The organism is Streptomyces sp. NBC_01460 (genome assembly GCF_036227405.1).
GTDB lineage: Bacteria > Actinomycetota > Actinomycetes > Streptomycetales > Streptomycetaceae > Streptomyces.
In genome coordinates, this window is sequence record NZ_CP109473.1 from 6,924,498 (window position 1) to 6,944,249 (window position 19,752).

A 19,752-nucleotide genomic window follows, 5' to 3' on the forward strand; every position below is an offset into this window, starting at 1 on the left:
CGCCCGGTCGAGGGGTGGCGGGGCTCTACTCGGGGAGTACCGACAGCGCCCTGAGCCGTGCGTGCCCGCTGCTCCAGCCCGACACGTCGAGCGCCACGTAGCGAGCGGTGGTGCGCGCGGAGAGACTTCCAGTGCCGCCCCGCACCCGCAGGCGCCCGCCGGACCGGTAGGTGACGCCGTCGGCGCTGAACTCGACGCTCGCCTCGGGAACCCTGCCCGGGGTCCACTCCGCGAGAACGCGCCCGACGGGGAGCGGCGCCCCCAGATCCACCACCATCCGCGCGCGGTCCTGCCCCGGTGTCCACGAGGTGTGCGCGTTGCCGTCGACCGCGGCCGAGGGATCCGACATGCCCGTGGGGAACGGGCCGTTGGGGAAGGTGTCGCAGCCGAGCGCGGCGTCAGCGAGCGGGTGGGCGACGGTGCCCGGCACCGACAGGGTCACAGGCCTGCCCCGTCGCAGCCGGACCTTCTCGCGTCGGCCGTCGACCGCGGTGACGACCAGGTCGCACGCCGGCCCGGTCAGGCGCAGGGTCGAGCCGTCGAGCACCTCCGCCCGGACCCCCGTCGGGACCGCCGCCCCCGTCGCCGAGCGCAGGGTGAACCGAGCCGCGGCGACCTTCGCCGTGGCGCCGTCCAGCTCGGCGGTGAAGTCCGTCCCGGTGGCGGTCACGAGCTGCGAGCCGGCGTAGAGGCGGAGGCCGGCTCCCTCCCGGTCCACGGCCACCACGGTGGAGACGGGGTCCGGCGAGAGGTTGAACAGGCTCAGGTGCCCGCCGACGGTGCTGGCACGGACCGCGGGATCCGCGGCGCGCGGTGCCTCCTGGGAGGCCGCCGCACGCACCGCGGCGGGATCGCCCGACGGATGGCCCTCCACGGTCAGGGCCTCGGCCGGCCCGTCCGACAGCACGACCACATCGCCGTACACCGCGAGGGGATTGTTCGCGCCCCGGACCACCAGTCCGGCCCTTCCGTCCACGGACAGCCAGCCGCCACGGCTCGTGAGGTCGGGCTCGGGGTACCGGATCAGCTCGGCCCAGGTCTCACCGTCGTCGGAGCCCTGCACCTGGTACGCGGACGCGGCGGCGGACTCCCACGCCAGGGTGAGGTGGTCGAACGCCGTGACGCTGCCGAGGTCCACGGTCAGCCAGCTGTCCTGACGGTTCCGTTCGCCGACGGCGACGGCCCAGCGGCTCGTGTCGTCGCCGTCCACCGCGCGTTCCGCCTCCTTGCCGGGCGTCGCCGACGAAGCGGTGGCGACACGGCCGCGCGCGAGGTCCGCGCCCTCGGCGCCGTCACGGACGGAGAGGGTGAACAGGGAGTACCCGTACTGCGGGTGGCCGGAGATCCCCTGCATCCGGACGAAACGGTGGGAGCTCCGGGGGAGTGCCAGGGTGTCGACGCGCGGCCCCGGCCCGACCGGGGTGGTGCCGCTGTCCGCGGAATCCACCTGGGCCGACCCCTCGGCCGCGGTGTACGTGCGCCGGCCGTCCAGGCCCGCCAGCCCCGGCATGGTCAGGTTGTGAAGCTGCAGGCGCCCTTCACCGGCGGCCGTGCCGCTGGTGGCGTAGACGACCGCGCCGGAGGGCAGGGTGGTGAACCCCGCGAATCCGGAGTCGAGCCGGAGCAGTGTGGCCGTCGCGTCGAAGCCGTCGCGTAGCGCCCGGTAGGTCGTGACCGACCGCCGCAGTACCTTCCTGCCGGTGGACGGCAGGAACATCGGAGTGCTGCCGCTGAGCGCGAACAGCCAGTCGTCATGCGCCGGCTGCCACGCGAACTTGACGAAGCCCGGCTTGCTGACCGAGGCGGCCCAGGCGGACGAGGTCTGCTGGACCACCAGGCCGGGGCCTTCGCCGAAGTCCTTCACTCCCGCGGCCTGCTCGAAGAACTCCCGGTCGGACAGCGGCCGCACGGGGCCGCCGTGTGCCGCGCGCCACCGGTGCAGGAGGTAGCTGATGGCGATCTCGGCCCGCGCCTCGGGCTCGTACTTCGCCTCTCCTGAGAACTTCGCGAGCCGGTGGGCCGGGGCGTAGGCCTGGTAGGGCGCCAGCCGCTCCGCCAGCGCCGCCTCGGCCCAGGCGGCGGCGCGGTCGCCGGTCACCTGGGCGAGGAAGGCCAGCGGGATCACGTCGCGTCCGTACAGGTGCTCGCGGTCGGCCACCATCGGCATCAGCGGCTCGCCCGCGTCGCTCATGACCATCCGGAGTGTGCGCCACAGAGGCGACGCGTTCGGCTGAGCGGTCAGGACCTCGGGCATGGGCTGCCCCGCGGTGATGAAGTGCGCGGCGTTGCGGCCGGAGGTACGCCACAACTCCGCCTGGTAGTGGGGGCCGAAAGAGTTGTGGTTCTCGACGATGAACGAGTCGTACAGGTTCGTCGCGGTGTTGGCGCTCACGGCCACGCCGTCGACCAGCGCGGGATTGGCCAGGTCCGCCGCGGGCAGCCCCGCTTCGTTCCTGGTCCACCGGCCGAAGGCCGCCGCCCAGTCGGCGTGGCGGGGATCGGAGCCGGCCCAGGCGAGGCCGGGCGCGAGTGACTGGGCGTAGACGCCCATCTCCTCCAGCTTCGTGTCGCCCACATGGCCGCCCTCGAGCCCGTTGGGCGTCCAGCTCCCGGAGGTGGGGTCGTTGCCGCTGCCCAGCGACGCGGTGTACTGGGCCTGTCCCGCCACGATCGTGTCGACGTTCTGCCGTGTCGTGGGGTCCAGCCGCTCCCAGAGCAGCTTGGCCGCGAGCACGAAGTACAGCTGGAACGTCGTGTCGAAGAACAGGGTCCGCCCCCACTCCGTGCCGCCCACGAGACGGTTGGACGCGGCGAAGTGCTTGACGGTGGCCAGGGTGCGGGCCAGGAGGGCGTCCTCGGCGATGCCGGCCCGCTCGGAGTCGTACGTCCCCTGGGTCAGCAGTACGGCGTTGCCGAGCACCACCGCGAAGCCGAAGTCCTTGGCCGTGTAATGACCGAGAGCGGAGTCCCACTGCGTCTCCGCCCAGCGGGTGTGTGTCAGCAGGACCTGGTAGTAAGTCTCCGCCACGCTGTCCCCGCCGGCGTCGGGCGCGTGGGGTCCGGTGGTGGCGGAGGGCGATGCGGCGGCTGCGGAACCACCTGTGAAGGACAGTGGGCCGACGGTCAAAAGGCTCGCGATACCCGCGAGTTGGAGGAAGGTGCGCCTGTCGTGGTGGGTGGCGTCGCTTGGCATGAGCGGTCTCCAGCATAGTGACAACGTTGTCAGATGTGAGGGCATCCTTTCCCCGGGTCCGATGACAGTCAAGGGTTCTCGCTCTCCCACCCCGCCTCACCCCGGCGTCGGGGGCCCGTGGTCCTCCCTCGGGGGATGCCGTCGCGTCGTGTGAGCGTCCGTCGCCGCGGAGCCGGACGGTGAACGGAGGGGGAGTGCTTCACCCCCGCCGGGCCGGCATTCTCTCCGCTGCCGGATCCCTCGCGTGACCGAAGGTGTTCAGCCCCGGTGTCGGGGTCCACGGCGCGACGAGCGCCGTCGCGCCTGCCCGTCGCCGCCCAGGGCGCCGGTGCCCGGCCCCGGCCGTCGGACGTGCGGCCAGGGCCGAGGTGTTCAGGCGGGACAGGGGTTCGCTCCCCGCCCGCCGGGGTGTCCTGCGCCGGCCTACTCCTGCACGAAGGCCAGGAGGTCCGGGTTGATGACCTCCGGGTGCGTCGAGAGCATGCCGTGCGGGTAGCCCTCGTAGCTCTTGAGCCTGCCGTTCGTCAGCAGTTCCGCCGACAGGGGGCCCGCGTCCTCGTAGGGCACGACCTGGTCGTCCGTGCCGTGGGCGACGAGGACCGGCACCTGGATCTTCTTGAGGTCCTCGGTGAAATCCGTCTCGGAGAAGGCCTTGATGCACGCGTAGTGCGCGTTGGCCGCGCCCCGCATCCCCTGCCTCCACCAGTTGTCGATCAGCCCCTGGGACACCTCGGCGCCGGGGCGGTTGAAGCCGTAGAAGGGGCCCGAGGCCACCTCGATGTAGAACTGCGCGCGGTTGGCGGCGAGGGAGGCGCGGAAGCCGTCGAACACCTCGATCGGCAGCCCGCCCGGATTGGACGCCGACTTCACCATGACCGGTGGTACCGCGCTGACGAGCACGGCCTTGGCGACCCGTCCGGGCTCGGCCCGGGCGACGTACCTGGCCACCTCGCCGCCGCCGGTGGAGTGGCCGATGTGCACCGCTCCCCGCAGGTCGAGCGCGTCGGTCACCGCCGCCACATCGGCGGCGTAGGTGTCCATCTCGTGCCCGGTGGCGCTCTGGCTGGAGCGCCCGTGGCCCCGCCTGTCGTGGGCGACGACGCGGTAGCCCTGGCCGAGGAAGAACAGCATCTGGTTGTCCCAGTCGTCCGCGCTGAGCGGCCAGCCGTGGTGGAACACGATCGGCTGCGCGTCGCGCGGGCCCCAGTCCTTGTAGTAGATGCTCGTGCCGTCGCTCGTGGTGACCGTGCCCATGTCGATCCTTCCGATGAATCGCTGAGTCGCTGGTGCGAGGAGGGGGACCTGCCGGCCGCGCGGGCCCAGGGGCCGCCCGGCAGAAAGCCGCAGGTGCGACCAGCCACCACAAAACGATACCTTTCTGCGATAAAACCCTCATTTCGACCCCAGATGTCGCCGTCCCGACGGGAGCCCGCGCGACGGCGTCCGAACCGCCGCCCACGCCTCCGGCATGCCAAAGCTCCGCGCGTAGACTCCCCCTTCCCAAAGGCCGGGAAGCGGTCCAGGATTGTCCCCCCGCGACTCGCGCTCCGAGGGGGCCGCGTCGACGGGGCAGGCGCGGCTCCATGTGGAAGGCTCTGCCGGAACACGTCTCCGGGAGCGGCGCCCGCGGTCCTTCCGCCTGCTCGCGGCGGCCGTCCGGCGCACGCCGGCAGGCGGCTCACCGCCGGTCCGGTCACGGCTTCCCGACCCGCGCGCCACGTGTCAGTTCTTCCACAAGGAGCATCTGTCATGGATTTTGGACTCGTCCTCCAGACCGACCCACCCGCCTCGGCCGTCGTCGGACTCATGCGCCGCGCGGAACGGAACGGCTTCCGCTACGGCTGGACCTTCGACTCGACCGTGCTGTGGCAGGAACCCTTCGTCATCTACAGCCGGATCCTGGAACACACCGAGCGGCTGGTCGTCGGCCCGATGGTGACGAACCCGGGCACCCGCTCCTGGGAGGTCACCGCCTCCACGTTCGCCACGCTCAACGAGATGTACGGCAACCGCACCGTCTGCGGCATCGGACGCGGGGACTCCGCGATGCGGGTGGCCGGCCGCAAACCCAACACCTTGGCCAGGCTGGGTGAGGCCATCGACGTGATCCGGGACCTCGCCGAGGGCCGCGAGGCCACCGTCGACGGACAGCCGGTCCGGATCCCCTGGGTGAAGGACGGCAGGCTGCCCGTCTGGATGGGGGCGTACGGACCCAAGGCGCTCGCCCTGGCCGGGGAGAAGGCCGACGGGTTCATCCTCCAGCTGGCCGACCCCTTCCTCACCGAATGGATGGTCAAAGCGGTGCGGGAGGCGGCTGCGGCGGCCGGACGCGACCCGGACTCCGTCACCATCTGCGTCGCGGCGCCCGCGTACGTGAGCGAGGACCTGGAGCACGCGCGGGAGCAGTGCCGCTGGTTCGGCGGCATGGTCGGCAACCACGTGGCCGACCTCGTCTCCCGGTACGGGGAGCACTCCGGCCTGGTGCCCGAGGCACTCACCGCGTACATCGCGGGCCGCTCCGGATACGACTACAGCCACCACGGCCGCGCCGGGAACCCGGACACGGCCTTCGTCCCCGACGAGATCGTGGACCGCTTCTGTCTGCTGGGACCCCCCGAGGCCCACATCGCGAAGCTCCAGGTCCTGCGGGGCCTGGGCGTGGACCAGTTCGCCGTCTACAACATGCACGACGCGCGGGAGGCGACCATCGACGCCTACGGCTCGACGGTCATCCCCGCACTGTCCGCCTGACGCCCTCCGCACCCGCAGCGGCCGTCCATGCCCCGCACCCGCCCCTCCGACCGGACGACCGGACGACCGGCACCGGAGGGGCGTCGTGCGGAGACGGACCGGTCGGCAGCCGGTACACGGGGCAGGAGCACGAGGAGCACTGTTGTTCGGCTGATCGGAACGGAGAACGCCCATGCGTGAAGCCACGCAGACGGAAGTACGCCGCGCCTTCGACAGCGGCATGCCGGGACTACGGCCCCCGCGGTCCGTGATCGTCATCGGTGCGGGCCTGGCCGGCCTGGCCGTCGCCCATGAACTCGCGGCGCGGGACTGCGAGGTGACCGTCCTGGAGGCGGACACCCGGCCCGGCGGGCGCGCCTACACCTTACGGGCCCCGTTCGCCGACGGGCTGCACGCGGAGGCGGGGGCGATGACGCTGACGCCGCACTGCCACTACGCCATGCACTACCTACGCGAACTCGGCGTGGAGACAGAGACCGCCGATCTCTTCGACACCACCTTCTCCTACTACGCCCGGGGGCGGTTCTTCACCCCCGACCCGGACGACGTGGCGGCGGCGGGGCTGGCACTCCACCCGCACGAGGCGGAACTGGGCGTCTCGGGCATGATCAAGCGGTACGTGACCGCCGTCGGCGACAGCCTCCAGCCCGACCTCGGCGCCCCCGACTGGGAGGCCACCGAACGGCTCGCCCCCTACGACGGGCGGTCCGTCCACCAGGTCCTCACGGACCGCGGCGCCTCCCAGGCGGCCATCGACCTCATGGAACCCATGTTCCTGGAGATGCGCGGAGGCGACCTGAAGACGGCGTCCGCGCTCTCCTGGCTGCGCCACGAGGCGAGCCCGCACTCGCTCAGCAACGCCGACCCCCGCTGGGCGAAGGTGAAGGACGGAACCGACCGGTTCCCGCAGGCGTTCGCGGAACGGCTCAAGAGCAGGATCCGCTACCGCAGTCCCGTGGTCCGCGTCGAGCAGGACGAGGAGCGGGCCAGGGTGACGTACCTCGACCACGGCAGCCTGCGGACGGTGGAGGCCGAACGGGTCGTCGTCACCGTCCCGTTCAGCGCGATCCGGCACATCGACTTCACCGACGCGGGCCTCTCCGACGCGAAGCACGACGTGATGCGCCGGGTGAAGTACTCGTCCGTGGTCCGGGTGTACCTCCAGATGCGCCGTCAGTTCTGGCCGCAGCGCAACGCGAGCTTCTCGACCGACCTCCCCATACGCTGGATACGCGACGCGACACCCCAACTGCCGGGACCCAGGAAGATCATGGAGTGCCTGATGACGGGGTGGCGTGCCAGGGCGGTCTCGGTCATGACGGAGGAGGAGCGCCAGAACTTCGTGCTCACCGAACTCGAAGGGATGCTCCCCGGGGCCCGCGAGCACTTCGAGACCGGCACGTCCGTCTGCTGGGACGAACGGCCGTACGCGGAAGGGGCGTACATCCTTCCCGAGCGCGGACACAGCGCCCTCATGCCGGTGATCCGCAGGCCCGAGGGGCGCGTCCACTTCGCCGGGGACCACGCCGGATTCGAGCCCAACGGAGGCTCGATGACCTTCGCCCTGGAGTCCGCGGCCCGTACCGTCCTGGAGCTCGGCCGGACCACCACCCCCTGAGGGCGGTCCGGCCGGACTCAGCTCAGGAGTGAGCCCAGCACATCGGCCCCGCAGGAGGTCATGACCGACTCCGGGCGGAACTGCACGCCACGGACGGCCGCGCCGTGCATCGCGATCAGCTCCCGCCCGTCCGGGCCCAGGCACAGGGTGGACGGGCCGTGGTGCGCGGGCGCGGCGGCCGGGCCGGGCGTGACCGCGTAGGTGTTGCGGAACGCGGCCGTGATCCGCCGGCCGAAGACCTCGACGTCCCTGCCGAGTCCGGTGCCGGTCCTGGCCGTGACCCGCGCGCCCGGTACGGCGGCGAGGGCGAGCAACTGGAAGCCGAGCCCCACCCCGGCCACCGGGGCGCCGCCCGGCGGCCGTCCACGCACGAGGGACGCGCTCACCTCCCGGAGCGCCTCCATCCGGGGGTCGTCGGGGTCGTCGGGCCGGCCAGGCCCGGAGGCCAGCAGCACGGGCCCCCGGTGCCGGGACAGGGTGGCGCCCGCGTCGGGATCCTCGTACCGGACGACCTCGGCGGGTCCGTGCACCGAGGCCACCATGTGGACCAGGGAGGTCAGGTCCTCGCCGCCCGTGGAGAGCACGAGCACCCGGCCGGCGCGCGATGCCGGCGCGCCTTCGCCGCTCGTCCAGAACGACGAGAGCGCCGCGCGCCGCCGGGCCAGGGCGTCCCGCACGGGTCCGTGGGCGTCGTCGTCCGGGCCGTCGTCGGCGGCGGTAAGTGTGGCGTCGTCCGGCTCCCGGTGCGACGGGGAAGCCGTCGTGAGGGCCGTCAGCAGGGCACGTGCCTTGGTCCGCGTCTCGGCCGCCTCCGACGGCGGTGACGACCGGCTGCCGACAGTCGCCCCCACCGACAGCCGCGCGCGGCCCAGATGATCGATGTCCAGGGTGCGTATCACCGCGGCGGAGTCCAGCTCCTCGTCGCCCCGCTCGTCGCGGCCGATCAGCGCGAGGAGCCCGCCGTAGTACCCCCGGCCCGTCGTCTCGTGGCGGCGGATGGCACCGCACGCCTCGGCGTAGGGGCTTCCCACCGCGGTGGAGGCGAACATCGCCCGCGCAAGGGTCTCGCGGGCACCCGCCACCGCGGGTCCGCTGATCCGGCACTGGGTGTGCAGCAGATGGGCCATCCTCCGCAGGAACGGCCCCTCCACCCGGACCTCCGGGCCGGCCAGCCCGCACAGCACCGCGAGCTCGGCGTCCACCGTGGTCGCCAGTTCCTCGGACTCCTTGCGGTCGGCGAGGAAGTCGAGCAGTTCCCCGGTGCGCGGCCCGTGCGGCGGGCGGCGGTACGTACCGCACAGGGGGTTCATCACCACCCTCTGGTCCTCGATGGCCACATGGCCCTGGGGGGTCGCCCCCACCAGGGTGGTCGGCCGCTCACCACCGGTGTGCACGAGGAACGTCCAGTAGGCTCCCGCCTCGCCGGTCAGCAACCGCCGGAACAGCTCGACCGCCACCGCGGGGCGGAAGCCGGGCAGCAGGGCGGTGCAGTCGCGCCGGAGCAGGACGTTCAGCCCCCCACGGGCCGCGTCCGACGCGGCGAACTCGCGTACCAGTCCCTCGTAGTGGGCGTCGTCCGTCGTGAAACCCACGTCCTGCCACCGCACCGGCCCGCCATCGAAGGCGTCGAGCGCCGTCTCCGGCAGCACGTGGTGCTCGGAGATCCGCAGGACGCGTAAGGGGGTGTGGTCGTCGTGGCAGCGCAGACCGTGCTCGGCCATCTGCCGGAAGGGCATCAGGACCAGCGAGCCGGGGCCCCGCGAGGCGTCGGCCGGGCCGGCCTCCTCCAGCGAGCCGATCGTCTCCATCTCCCCGAACATGACCTCCACCGGGCCCGGGCCGTGCCCGTCGGCGCGATCCCTGCGCAGCAGGGCGAAGGGCGGCGGAGCCGCGCCGTGCAGACGCTCCAGTACGCGAACGCCGTTCATGCCGGAGTCCTTCGGTCCCATGTCGGTTCCCTCCTCGCACGACGGGCGGCGATGTGCCGGTCCGTCTGATTCAACTGGTCCTCATCGGACAGGAGTTATGGCCTGACGGCCTTCACGTCGTCCGTCGGAAGGTCCACCTGCTCCGGCCGGGACGATTCCGCGGCCGGACGCCACGGCTGCCCCGCGCGCCGCCGAACCACTCGACCGAGTCCCAGTGAGGTGTCATGCGTATCGCGATCATCGGAGCCGGCCCCGGCGGCCTCTACACGGCCGCGCTCGTCAAGCGGCTCCGGCCCGGATGCCGGATCGACGTCTGGGAGGCCGGCGCCCCCGACGAGACCTTCGGTTTCGGCGTGGTCTTCTCCGAGGGGGCGCTCGGCGGCATCGAGGCCGCGGACCCCCAGCTCTTCGCCCGTCTGGAGGCCGCGTGCGCGCAGTGGTCCAGGATCGACGTCCACCACCGCGGCCAGGTCATGCGCAACGGGGGCTACCGCTTCTCGGCGATCGGCCGCCGTGTCCTGCTGAGCATGCTGCGCACCCGCTGCACGGACCTGGGTGTGACCATCCGGTACGGCACCCGCGCCCCCGACGCGGCCCTGCTGGCCGGCACGTACGACCTGGTGGTGGCGGCCGACGGCGTCAACTCCTCGACGCGTGAGGCCCACCGCGAGGAATTCGGCACCGAGGGTGGCACGCGCGGATCGCGGTACCTGTGGCTCGGCACCGACCGGACCTTCACCGCCCTGACCTTCGCCGTCGCCGAGACGGAGTTCGGCCCGATGCACGCCCACGCCTATCCCTACGCCCCCGGGCTCAGCACGTTCATCGCGGAGGTCGACGACCACGTCCGCGAGGCCGCCGGGTTCACCGACCGGGACGCACCGGGTGGTGGCGGGCGGGACGACGACGGCACGGCCGACGCCGACCGGATCGCCGGATTCTTCGCCGGCGTACTGGAGGGCCACCGGCTGCGGACGAACCGGTCGCGGTGGGCGCGCTTCTCCGTCGTACGCAACCGGCGCTGGAGCCTCGGGAACATCGCCCTCCTCGGCGACAGCGCCCACACCACGCACTTCTCCATCGGATCGGGGACCAGGCTGGCCATGGAGGACGGGCTGTCCCTCGCCCTGGCGGTGGACGCACACGGAGCGGTGCCCGACGCCCTCACCGCCTACGAGGCGGAGCGCAGGCCGGACGTGGAGTCCATGCAGCGGACCGCGCGGATCAGCCAGGAGTGGTTCGAGGAGCTGGACCGGTACACCGACCTCGGCCTGGAGGCGTTCAACGCCCACCTGGTCACCCGCAGCGGGCGGCTCACCCAGGAGGACATGCCCTCCTGGTCCCCGGACCGCGTCGAGCTGATCCGCGACCGCTTCGCCCGCGCGGACGGCCGGCTCCGCGGTGCCCCCGCCCGCTGACCCGGCGGCCGTCCCGACGGGCCCCCCGGCCGGAGCGGCCGGGGGGCCCGACGCCCGTGCTCCGCCGCACCGGGCCACGAGGAGGCGGGTCACGAGGAGTCGGAGCGCCGTTCGGCCACCGACCTGCCGCCCACGAACCAGTGGGCCGGTGACGCCTCCTCCACGATCACCCGCACGGCGTCCACCGGGGTGCCGAGCGTCTCGTGCACGGCGTCGGTGAGCGCCCGCCCGAGGGACGCCACCTCCTCGGGCGACCGTCCGTCCAGCAGGGTGACGTGGATGAGAGGCATTGCGAACTCCTTCCGGCAGGGACGTGCCGCGGGTGGCGGGACGTGCTTCAGGACGAGGCCTTCTCCCGGTCGCGCAGGTCCGCGGCGAGACTGCTGCCCGTGTGCGAGCCCTTCGCCCGGGCCAGCTCGGCGGGCGTGCCCTCGAAGACCACGCGCCCCCCGTGGGTGCCGGCCTCCGGACCGAGATCGACGACCCAGTCGGCGTGCTTGACGACGTCGAGGTCGTGCTCGATCACGACCACGGTGTTGTCGCCGTCCACGAGCCGGTCGAAGAGCTCCAGCAGCCGGTCGATGTCGCTCATGTGGAGGCCGGTGGTCGGCTCGTCGAAGAGGTAGACGCTGCCCGTCTCCTTGAGCCGGTGCGCCAGCTTGAGCCGTTGCCGCTCACCGCCGGAGAGGGTGGACAGCGGCTGGCCCAGCGTCAGGTAGCCGAGCCCCACCTCGGTGAGGAGGGCCAGTTTCCGCAGCGCGGGCGCGTCGTCGAAGAAGCCCGCGGCCTCCTCGACCGTCATGTCCAGGACGTCGACGACGGTTCTGCCGTCCACGGTGTGGCGCAGGGCCTCGTCGTTGAACCGCCGGCCCTCGCAGCGCTCGCACACCGTGGTGACCGGGTCCATGAAGGCCAGGTCCGTCTCGATGACGCCCTTGCCCTTGCACTCCGGGCAGGCGCCCTCCGAGTTGAAGCTGAACAGGCCCGGCTTCTCGCCCGAGGCACGCGCGAACCGCCGCCGCAGGACGTCCATGACGTCGGTGTACGTCGCCGGGTTGGAGCGCGGGGAGATGCCGATCGACGACTGGTCGATCACGATGGCCCCGGGGTGCTGCGCGGTGAACACCCGGGAGATGAGGGTGCTCTTGCCGGAACCGGCCACACCGGTCACCGCCGTCAGCACCCCGGTGGGGATGTCGACCGTGACGTCGTCGAGATTGTGCAGACGGGCGCCGCGCACCGTCAGGGCGCCGGTGGGGGAGCGGTACCGCTCCTTGAGCCCGGGGACGCGCCTCAGCTGCTCGCCGGTCACGGTGCGGGACCGCCGCAGTCCCGCCGGGGTGCCCTCGAAGGTCACCTCGCCGCCGTCGCGGCCGGCCCCGGGGCCCATGTCGACGACGTGGTCGGCGATCGCGATGACGTCCCGGTCGTGCTCCACGACCAGCACGGTGTTCCCCCTGTCGCGCAGCGCGAGCAGGATCTCGTTCATGCGGCGCACGTCGCGAGGATGGAGGCCGACGCTGGGCTCGTCGAAGATGTACGTGAGCCCCGTCAGGCTGCTGCTCAGGTGGCGCACCATCTTGAGCCGTTGGGCCTCGCCGCCGGACAGGGACGTGGTCCGCCGCCCGAGCGACAGATAGCCGAGACCGACGGAGCTGATGCGCTCCAGCGCCGCCCGCGCACCCGCCACCACCGGCTTGACGGCCGGCGTGTCGACCCGGGCGAGCCGCTCGATCAGCTCGGTGATCTCCAGCGCGGCGAAGTCCGCGATGTTGTCCCCGTCGATGCGCGAGGCGAGGGCCGCCTCGTTGAGCCGGCCGCCGTGGCACACGGCGCAGGGGCCCTGGGTCACCACCCGTTCGATGGCCTCGCGCTCTTTGCCCTTCGCGTGGTCCAGGCCGGGTTTGACGTACCGGCGGGTGAAACGCTCTACGATCCCCTCGTACTCGTTCTTGTACACGCCGTTGCGGCCGGCGCGGTCGACCGTGAACCCCTTGCCGTGCAGCAGCAGTTCGCGGTCCTTCGCGGAGAAGTCGCGTAACGGCAGGTCCGGGTCGAAGAGCCCCGACTCGCCGTAGAGCTGCCACTGGAAGGTGCCGACGGCGAACGACGGGAAGCCGATGGCCCCCTCGTTGAGGCTCTTGCTCTCGTCGAGCAGCCGGTCGAGTTCCAGCCGGACCGTCGTACCGAGCCCCTGGCAGGCCTCGCACATGCCGCGCGGGTCGTTGAAGGAGTACATGTGGGAGGGGCCCGCGCCGGGGCTGCCCGCGCGGGAGAAGAGCACCCGCAGCATCGGCAGGATCTCGGTCATCGTGCCGACCGTCGAGCGGGCGTTGCCGCCGACCTGCCGCTGGTCGATGACGATCGCCGTGGTGAGGTTCTCCATCACCTCGGCTTCCGGCCGCTCGTACTTGGGCATCCGGTTGCGGACGAAGGCGGGCAGGGTCTCGTTCAGCTGCCGCTGGGACTCGACCGCGAGGGTGTCGAACACCACCGAGGACTTCCCCGATCCGGAGACCCCGGTGAAGACGGTCAGCTTTCTCTTCGGGATGCGCAGGTCGACGCCCTTGAGATTGTTCTGCCGGGCCTCGCCCAGCACGATGAAGTCCTCGGGGTCGGTCTTCCGGTGAGCCGCCATGTCAGCCCCTTCCACAGCTGGACGGGTGGTTTCCGTGGGGAAACCATTTCATGTGCTCCCTCCTCCTACCCGGCGACGGCGTAGGCCTGCGCGCCGCGCGGGCTGGCCGCTCCGAGCACCAGGCCGTCGCCGGCCGGGCCGGTGGCGCAGACCTTGCCCAGGGAGTAGTCGGGCGCGAGCTCCACCGCGTGGCCCCGTCGCCGCAGCAGCTCCAGCTCCCCGGCCGGCCAGCCGCTCTCCAGCACCACGGTCCCGGGGCGGAACCGGCGCGGGGCGAACGACGTGGGCACGTGGTCGGTGTGGAAGGCCCGCGCCTCGACGGCCGCCTGCGGGCCCATGCCGTGGTCCACGTGGTTGAGGAAGAAGCCCAAAGTCCACTGGTCCTGCTGGTCGCCGCCCGGTGTGCCGAAGGCCAGCTGCGGCTCCCCGTCCCGCAGGACCATGGTCGGGCTGAGCGTGGTGCGCGGCCGCTTTCCCGGCGCCAGGGTGTTGGGGTGACCCGGCGTCAGCGTCGCCATCTGCCCGCGGGTGCCGAGGGGGAAGCCCAGCCCCGGTATCACCGGAGAGCTCTTGAGCCAGCCGCCGCTGGGCGTCGCCGCCACCATGTTGCCCGCGGCGTCGGTGGCCGTGATGCAGCAGGTGTCGCCGGTGGAGGCGGTCAGCTTCATGATGGCCGGAATGCCCTGCTCCAGCTCACCCAGCCAGGCCGGGTCCGCCGGCGCGGTGCTCCCGTCGTGCAGCGGCGGGAGCAGGGGCTCACGTCCGCCGGGCCTGCCGGGCCGCAGCTCCCCCGACGCCTCGGACCCGATGAGCGCGCGCCGTTCGGCCGTGTACGCGGGGTCCAGCAGGGCCCCCATCGGCACATCCGCGTGCTCCGGGTCGCCGAACCACGCCTCACGGTCGGCGAACGCGAGCTTGGCGGCCTCGACCACCGTGTGCACGTACGCGGCGCTCCCCGGCCCCATCCCCGCCAGGTCGAAGCCCTCCAGCAGCGCCAGCTGCTGGAGGAAGACCGGGCCCTGCGACCACGGGCCTGCCTTGTGCACCGTACGGCCCCGGTACTCCAGGCTCAGCGACCGCTCCAGCCCCGGCCGCCACGCGGCCATGTCCGCACCGGTCAGCAGCCCGCCGTTGCGCCGCCCCGTGGAGTCCATCTCCTCCGCCTTGGCCAGGTAGGTGTCGATCGCCTCCGCCACGAAGCCGGTGTAGAACACCTCCGTCGCCGCGTCGATCACGCCTTCGCGGTCCCGCCCCGATGCCTTCGCCTCGCTGACGACGCGCCGGAAGGTCCGGGCCAGCACGGGATTGGTGACCCGCTCCCCGGCCCGCGGGGCGACGCCCCGCCTCAGGTAGGTGCGGCCCGACTCCGTCCAGGTGTCGCGGAAGAGTCCCGACAGCGCGCCGATCATCGCCGCCGCCTTGGGGAGCAGGGGATAGCCCCGTTCCGCGTACCCGACGGCGGGCTCCAGGACGATCTCCAGGGGCAGCGTGCCGTACTCCTTCAGCAGCCGCAGCCAGGCGCCGAAGGCCCCCGGGACGACGGCCGGCAGCAGTCCGGAACCGGGGACCACGGCCAGGCCCCGCTCGGTGAAGGCGTCGACGGTCGCCGCCGCGGGCATCGGTCCCTGCCCGCAGACGACGTCGACCACACCGGACCCGGAACGGTGGGCGAGGATGGGCACGTCGCCGCCCGGCCCGTTGAGGTGCGGTTCCACCACCTGGATGACGAAGGCGGCGGCGGCAGCGGCGTCGAAGGCGTTGCCGCCCCGGTCGAGCATGGACATTCCAGCGGTCGAAGCCAGCCAGTGGGTGGACGCCACGGCACCGCGGGTGCCGTGCAGTTCCGGTCGGAAGAGCACGTGACAGGTCCCTTCTCCTCGTACGGGATCTCGGACGGTGGGCGCCAGGCGGGCCAGACGGGCCTGGCGGGCCTGGCGGTTCAGGCGGGCCAGGCGGTTCAGGGCCGTCCCGGTGCGGTCAGCCGGCCGGACGCGGTGGCGGTGACCCTGCCGTGGACCGTGGCGGCCGTGGCCCGGCCCTCCCGCAGGTCGACGGTGCAGGTGAGGGTGGCCGGCCGGCCCAGCCCCTCGCCCTGGAGCACCCGGTAGGAGTGCCGGCCGTCCGTGCCGGGCAACCCCTTCTCCCGGGCCAGCCAGGCGCCGAGCCCGAGGGCGGCGGAGGCGCAGGCCGGGTCCTCGGGCATGCCGTATCCGGGCGCGAACACCCGGACGCGGGCGGTCCGGTTCTCGTGGTCGTACGCGACGAGCACGGCGTCGGGGCAGTCCTCCCAGACCGGGTCGGCCAGGTCGGCCGACGCCCCGGCCAGCGCTTCCTCGCAGACGGGCAGGAAGTGGAAGGCCGGTCCGAAGCCGGTCAGGTGGGGTGTCGCGGTGAGGTCGGAGCCGGACAGACCGCACGCCGCCAGGAGCGGGTCGGGGTCCCACTCGGGCCGCAGCAGGGGGGTACCCCCCACGGTCAGGGCGGAGCCGTCCGGCCCGGCCGTCACGGTGAGCTGCCGGCCGCCGCACTCCTGCACCGCCTCGCCGGGCGCGAGCCGTCCGGTCCGGACCAGGACACTGGCCGTGCCCACGGCGCTGTGGCCCCCGTACGGCGACTCCCCGCCCGGGGTCATCACCCGCACCCGGTAGGCGGACCCGGGCAGGCCGGGCGGGAGGACGAACGCCGTCTCGGTCAGGGCGATCTCCCGGGCGACGGCGAGCATGTCCGCCTCCGAGAGGCCCTGCGCGTCGGGTACGACACCGAGGGCGCAGCCGTCGAACGGGACGTCGGTGAACATGTCGACGATCTCGTATCCGATCATCGTGTGCCTCCCGCGCCGTCGTGCTCCGTGGTGTCCTGACGGGCTCCCGTGGTGGCGCCGCCGATCCGCTCGCGGGGGAGGAGGACCTCCTCCGCGATGGCCTCCAGCACGCGCGGATCGCCCTGGTACGGGAAGGAGGGGCGCGGCCAGTGCACGACCAGGTCGGTGATGCCCAGCTCGCCGAACCGGCCCACCGCGTCCCGGTAGGACTCCACGGAGTCGAGCACCCCGCCGACGAGGGCGCCGGTGAGCAGGAGCCGGTTCAGCGTGGCCGGGTCGCGTCCGGTCGCGGCGCAGGCGGCGTCCAGGCCGTCCAGCTGGCGTGCGATGTCGGGCAGCGCCTTCTCGTAGGGCAGGGCGTCGAAGCGGCCCGGTGGGCCCGCGGTGACCCACGTGTCCGCCTGCCGGGCGGCCAGCCGCATGCCGCGCGGCCCGGTCGCGGCGACGGCGAACGGCACCCGGGGGCGCGTCAGGCACCCCGGGTGCACGGGCACGTCGCGGAAGTCGTAGTGGGTGCCCGTGTACGAGGAGACCCGGTCGGTGAGCAGCAGGTCCAGCGCCTCGACGAACTCGGCGAAGCGGTCGGCGCGTTGTCGCGGGGTGCGCTCGGCGGGGTCCACCACCCGGTCGTCCAGGCCGCCCGCCCCGGCCCCCAGGCCGCAGACGAACCTGCCCCCGGCGATGTCCTCCAGGGACATCAGCTCCTTCGCCAGCGTCACCGGATGGCGGTAGGTGGGGGTGGCGACCATCGTGCCCAGCGTGATCCGCGAGGTGACGGCTGCGGCGGCGGCCAGGGTGGGCACGCAGGCGAACCAGGGTTCGTCACGCAGCCAGCGCCACATCAACTGGTCGTAGGTCCAGGCATGGTCGAAACCGAGGCGCTCGGCCAGTACCCACTGGTCGCGCGCCTGCGACCAGCGCTGTTCGGGCAGGATCACCACTCCGTGGCGCACTCGTCCTCACTCCGTTCCGTGTCGGGATCCCCCTGCGGTGACGGCCGGTCAGGGGGCCGTGGTGTGCAGCACCTTCGGCTTGAGCTGCCGGGCGGCGACGTCGATCCGGCTCAGGGCCAGGGCGAAGTCCTTCTCGTAGCGCCGCACCTCCGTGCTCCGCAGCTCGTGGGGGAAGGCCTCGTCCTCCTCGGGCGTGAGGCCCGGGTAGAGCCCGTTGGTCGCGACGTCGAGCGAGATCGCGCGCAGCCGGCTCCGTAACTGGTCGACCAGCTCCACCGTGCCGACCGGCGCCCGCAGGGTCAGGAAGTAGTGGTCGTAGAGCAGCGCCTGCGTCTCGGGGTGCGTCGGCGTGGTCTCGGCCGCGGACTCCTGGAGCAGGGACCGGCCGCCGGGCACCAGCTTGGCCGCCACCCCCGCGTGCACCGTGTGGTAGGTCCGGACGGCGTGCTGGAGCCTCTCGCTCTCGGGCGTGTTCTCCCACTCCGGCTTCCTGCCCCTCAGCAGTCCCCGTACGGGCACGAAGTCCGGGGCCCAGGTGCCGCTGAAGCTCCGGTGCTGCAGGTACATGCTCGGCCGGATGACCGTGCCGTAGACGTCGGCCGGGCACGAGCTGGTGTAGAGCAGCATCGAGGTGTACGCGTCGGTGAGGTCCGTCATCGCGCGCAGGGACGGGGCGGGGTCTGACCGGGTGCGGGCCTGGTGCAGGGCGTGTGCGGTCAGCTGCCAGACGGCGAAGGTGGCCTGGTGGCCCGTGATCCAGCGGAACCAGAAGAGCTGGTGGGAGAAGTCGGTCGTGGAGAGGGCCGCTCCCGCCCGCGGGCAGACCGTGCTCCGGTCCACCAGGGTCTCGTCGGCCGGCAGCACGTCCGGCATGCCGTCCCCGGACTCGGGAGTCGGCGGCTCGGGCAGCGTCAGCGGTTCCAGGCCGTACGGGAAGTCCCCGAAGTCCCAGCCGTCGGGCACGGGCAGTTCGGTCACGGTGCGGTGGACGCGCGTGTTCATCGGTCTCCTCCTGGCGGGACGTAGGTGAACTCGAACTCCAGCCCGTTGACGTCCAGGACGTAGCAGCTCTGCACGCCGTCCGCGTCGATGACGATGTCGGTGGGCTGTTCGTCGCCGGCGAAGGTGTAGCGGCCGGAGTCGTACAGGTGGATCCAGCGGTCACGCCAGGCCCGGAGCTCCTCGGCCGATCCGGTGGACAGGCAGATGTGCTGGAACTGGCGAGTGTTGCCGCCGGGTACGGCGTCGTCGTGCCCGGTGCGTTCGAAGAGGTGGAAGCGGAGCCCGGCCACCGCCAGCTCCGTCAGCCGGGTGATGCCGGGCAGACGGCTCAGGGTGAGGTCGGAGAACGCGTCCAGGGTCCAGTTCGGCCGGCAGCCGAAGAACTCCTGGTACCAGGCGAGGCAGTTGTCGAGGTCGCCCGTCTGCACTCCCACGTGGTGGAGCTCCGGTATGAGGTCGAGGCCCGTCGGGCGCTCGGTCGCGGTCCGGGTTCGGGACAAGGTTCTGCGCTCCTCTCGTTCCGGAAGGGATCGATTATTCTTCTTCTCGTTATTCAGGCTAGCGATTTCCCGGAAATCAGGTCAAGTGACGAAAGGGGATTCCTCAAGTTTTCCGATGCGGTGGTGCAGATGTCATGGAAAGCAATTTCAGGGCAGCCCAAAACAAGGGGCCGAGGTATTCGGGAAGTGTCATCAATTCCTGTGAAAATTTCCTCGAACGCTTGCCTTGTGCCCCCCTTTCCGAGGAATACTGGTGCCATGACACAGAATCAGTGGAGCGCGGTGGACGACTACTTCGACGCGGTTCTCGGCGACGAGGACCCGGCTCTGGCGGCCGCCGCCCAGGCGCACATCGCATTCGACCTTCCTGATATCGGGGTCTCCCGGTCCCAGGGGAAACTGCTGCACCTGCTGGCCCGCATCCAGGGCGCCGGGCGCATTCTCGAGATAGGCACCTTCGGCGGGTACAGCACGATCTGGCTCGCCCGGGCGCTGCCCCCGGGCGGGCGGCTGGTCACCATCGAGTGGGAGCGCACGTTCGCCGAGGCGGCCGCCGGACACCTGGAGCGGGCCGGCGTCGCCGACGTCGTCGAGCAGCACGTGGGCAGGGCGCTGGACATCCTGCCCGCCCTCGCGAAGGCCGGAGACCCGCCGTTCGACCTCGTCTTCATCGACGCCAACAAGCCCGACACACCGGAGTACTTCACCTGGGCGCTCGAGCTCTCCCGCCCCGGCGGGGTGATCGTCGTCGACAACGTCGTGCTCGGCGGTGCCGTGGGCGAGGCCGCCGACCAGGACGGAGGCGTCCGGGGGATGCGGCGGTTCCACGAGATGCTGGCCGCCGAGCCCCGGGTCAGCGCCACCTCGATCCAGACGGTGGGGAGCAAGGGGTACGACGGGTTCACCCTGGCGCTGATCCTGCCCTGACGC

14 protein-coding genes are annotated in these 19,752 nt (G+C 72.3%); 4 read left to right on the plus strand and 10 right to left on the minus strand.

Annotation, left to right across the window (positions count from 1 at the left end):
• Positions 1-25 precede the first annotated feature (25 nt).
• Positions 26-3,193: a discoidin domain-containing protein gene (locus OG488_RS31235; protein WP_329234991.1), complete on the minus strand. Its 3,168-nt coding sequence runs from the start codon at positions 3,191-3,193 to the stop codon at positions 26-28.
• A 423-nt stretch (positions 3,194-3,616) separates the two neighbouring features.
• Positions 3,617-4,447, minus strand: a complete 831-nt coding sequence (locus tag OG488_RS31240) for an alpha/beta fold hydrolase (protein WP_329234993.1) — start codon at positions 4,445-4,447, stop codon at positions 3,617-3,619.
• 495 nt (positions 4,448-4,942) lie between these two features.
• Between OG488_RS31240 and OG488_RS31245 the strand changes: the two genes are divergently transcribed.
• On the plus strand, positions 4,943-5,944 hold the full coding sequence (locus tag OG488_RS31245) for a TIGR03842 family LLM class F420-dependent oxidoreductase (protein ID WP_329234997.1): 1,002 nt from the start codon (positions 4,943-4,945) through the stop codon (positions 5,942-5,944).
• Between the two features lie 172 nt (positions 5,945-6,116).
• Positions 6,117-7,562 (plus strand): flavin monoamine oxidase family protein, encoded by a 1,446-nt coding sequence (locus OG488_RS31250; RefSeq protein ID WP_329235000.1) that lies wholly within the window; start codon positions 6,117-6,119, stop codon positions 7,560-7,562.
• A 17-nt stretch (positions 7,563-7,579) separates the two neighbouring features.
• Here the strand turns inward: OG488_RS31250 and OG488_RS31255 are convergent, their stop codons facing one another.
• Complete coding sequence (locus tag OG488_RS31255; protein ID WP_329235002.1) at positions 7,580-9,511, minus strand: chorismate-binding protein; 1,932 nt, start codon at positions 9,509-9,511, stop codon at positions 7,580-7,582.
• A 203-nt stretch (positions 9,512-9,714) separates the two neighbouring features.
• On the opposite strand from OG488_RS31255, the gene OG488_RS31260 reads away from it, so the two are divergent.
• Positions 9,715-10,908: an FAD-dependent monooxygenase gene (locus tag OG488_RS31260; RefSeq protein WP_329235005.1), complete on the plus strand. Its 1,194-nt coding sequence runs from the start codon at positions 9,715-9,717 to the stop codon at positions 10,906-10,908.
• Between the two features lie 89 nt (positions 10,909-10,997).
• On the opposite strand, the gene OG488_RS31265 is transcribed toward OG488_RS31260, so the two are convergent.
• From OG488_RS31265 to OG488_RS31295, 7 genes are all read right to left on the minus strand, one after another.
• Positions 10,998-11,198 carry a 2-hydroxymuconate tautomerase gene (locus tag OG488_RS31265; protein ID WP_329235008.1) on the minus strand — a complete coding sequence of 67 codons (201 nt, stop codon included), beginning with the start codon at positions 11,196-11,198 and terminating at the stop codon, positions 10,998-11,000.
• Between the two features lie 47 nt (positions 11,199-11,245).
• A complete protein-coding gene (locus OG488_RS31270) occupies positions 11,246-13,546 on the minus strand; it encodes an excinuclease ABC subunit UvrA (protein ID WP_329235011.1) in 2,301 nt (766 codons plus the stop codon).
• Positions 13,547-13,611: 65 nt separating this feature from the next.
• Positions 13,612-15,405: a gamma-glutamyltransferase family protein gene (locus tag OG488_RS31275; RefSeq protein ID WP_329235013.1), complete on the minus strand. Its 1,794-nt coding sequence runs from the start codon at positions 15,403-15,405 to the stop codon at positions 13,612-13,614.
• Between the two features lie 98 nt (positions 15,406-15,503).
• On the minus strand, positions 15,504-16,367 hold the full coding sequence (locus OG488_RS31280) for a PhzF family phenazine biosynthesis protein (protein WP_329235016.1): 864 nt from the start codon (positions 16,365-16,367) through the stop codon (positions 15,504-15,506).
• Positions 16,364-17,320: an LLM class flavin-dependent oxidoreductase gene (locus OG488_RS31285; protein ID WP_329235019.1), complete on the minus strand. Its 957-nt coding sequence runs from the start codon at positions 17,318-17,320 to the stop codon at positions 16,364-16,366. The genes OG488_RS31280 and OG488_RS31285 overlap by 4 nt, the downstream gene beginning before the upstream one ends.
• Before the next feature lie 48 nt (positions 17,321-17,368).
• Positions 17,369-18,322 carry a hypothetical protein gene (locus OG488_RS31290; protein WP_329235022.1) on the minus strand — a complete coding sequence of 318 codons (954 nt, stop codon included), beginning with the start codon at positions 18,320-18,322 and terminating at the stop codon, positions 17,369-17,371.
• Complete coding sequence (locus OG488_RS31295) at positions 18,319-18,822, minus strand: VOC family protein (protein WP_329235025.1); 504 nt, start codon at positions 18,820-18,822, stop codon at positions 18,319-18,321. Before OG488_RS31295 ends, OG488_RS31290 begins: the two co-directional genes overlap by 4 nt.
• A gap of 258 nt (positions 18,823-19,080) precedes the next feature.
• Here OG488_RS31295 and OG488_RS31300 point away from each other — a divergent pair, with 258 nt between their 5' ends.
• Positions 19,081-19,749 (plus strand): O-methyltransferase, encoded by a 669-nt coding sequence (locus OG488_RS31300; RefSeq protein WP_329235029.1) that lies wholly within the window; start codon positions 19,081-19,083, stop codon positions 19,747-19,749.
• Positions 19,750-19,752: the final 3 nt, after the last annotated feature.

Excerpts from the sequence above, each read along its gene's own strand:
- OG488_RS31235 (WP_329234991.1), bottom strand. The coding sequence starts at position 3,193 with ATGCCAAGCGACGCCACCCACCACGACAGGCGCACCTTCCTCCAACTC.
- OG488_RS31240 (WP_329234993.1), bottom strand. The coding sequence starts at position 4,447 with ATGGGCACGGTCACCACGAGCGACGGCACGAGCATCTACTACAAGGAC.
- OG488_RS31245 (WP_329234997.1), top strand. The coding sequence starts at position 4,943 with ATGGATTTTGGACTCGTCCTCCAGACCGACCCACCCGCCTCGGCCGTC.
- OG488_RS31250 (WP_329235000.1), top strand. The coding sequence starts at position 6,117 with ATGCGTGAAGCCACGCAGACGGAAGTACGCCGCGCCTTCGACAGCGGC.
- OG488_RS31255 (WP_329235002.1), bottom strand. The coding sequence starts at position 9,511 with ATGGGACCGAAGGACTCCGGCATGAACGGCGTTCGCGTACTGGAGCGT.
- OG488_RS31260 (WP_329235005.1), top strand. The coding sequence starts at position 9,715 with ATGCGTATCGCGATCATCGGAGCCGGCCCCGGCGGCCTCTACACGGCC.
- OG488_RS31265 (WP_329235008.1), bottom strand. The coding sequence starts at position 11,198 with ATGCCTCTCATCCACGTCACCCTGCTGGACGGACGGTCGCCCGAGGAG.
- OG488_RS31270 (WP_329235011.1), bottom strand. The coding sequence starts at position 13,546 with ATGGCGGCTCACCGGAAGACCGACCCCGAGGACTTCATCGTGCTGGGC.
- OG488_RS31280 (WP_329235016.1), bottom strand. The coding sequence starts at position 16,367 with ATGATCGGATACGAGATCGTCGACATGTTCACCGACGTCCCGTTCGAC.
- OG488_RS31290 (WP_329235022.1), bottom strand. The coding sequence starts at position 18,322 with ATGAACACGCGCGTCCACCGCACCGTGACCGAACTGCCCGTGCCCGAC.
- OG488_RS31300 (WP_329235029.1), top strand. The coding sequence starts at position 19,081 with ATGACACAGAATCAGTGGAGCGCGGTGGACGACTACTTCGACGCGGTT.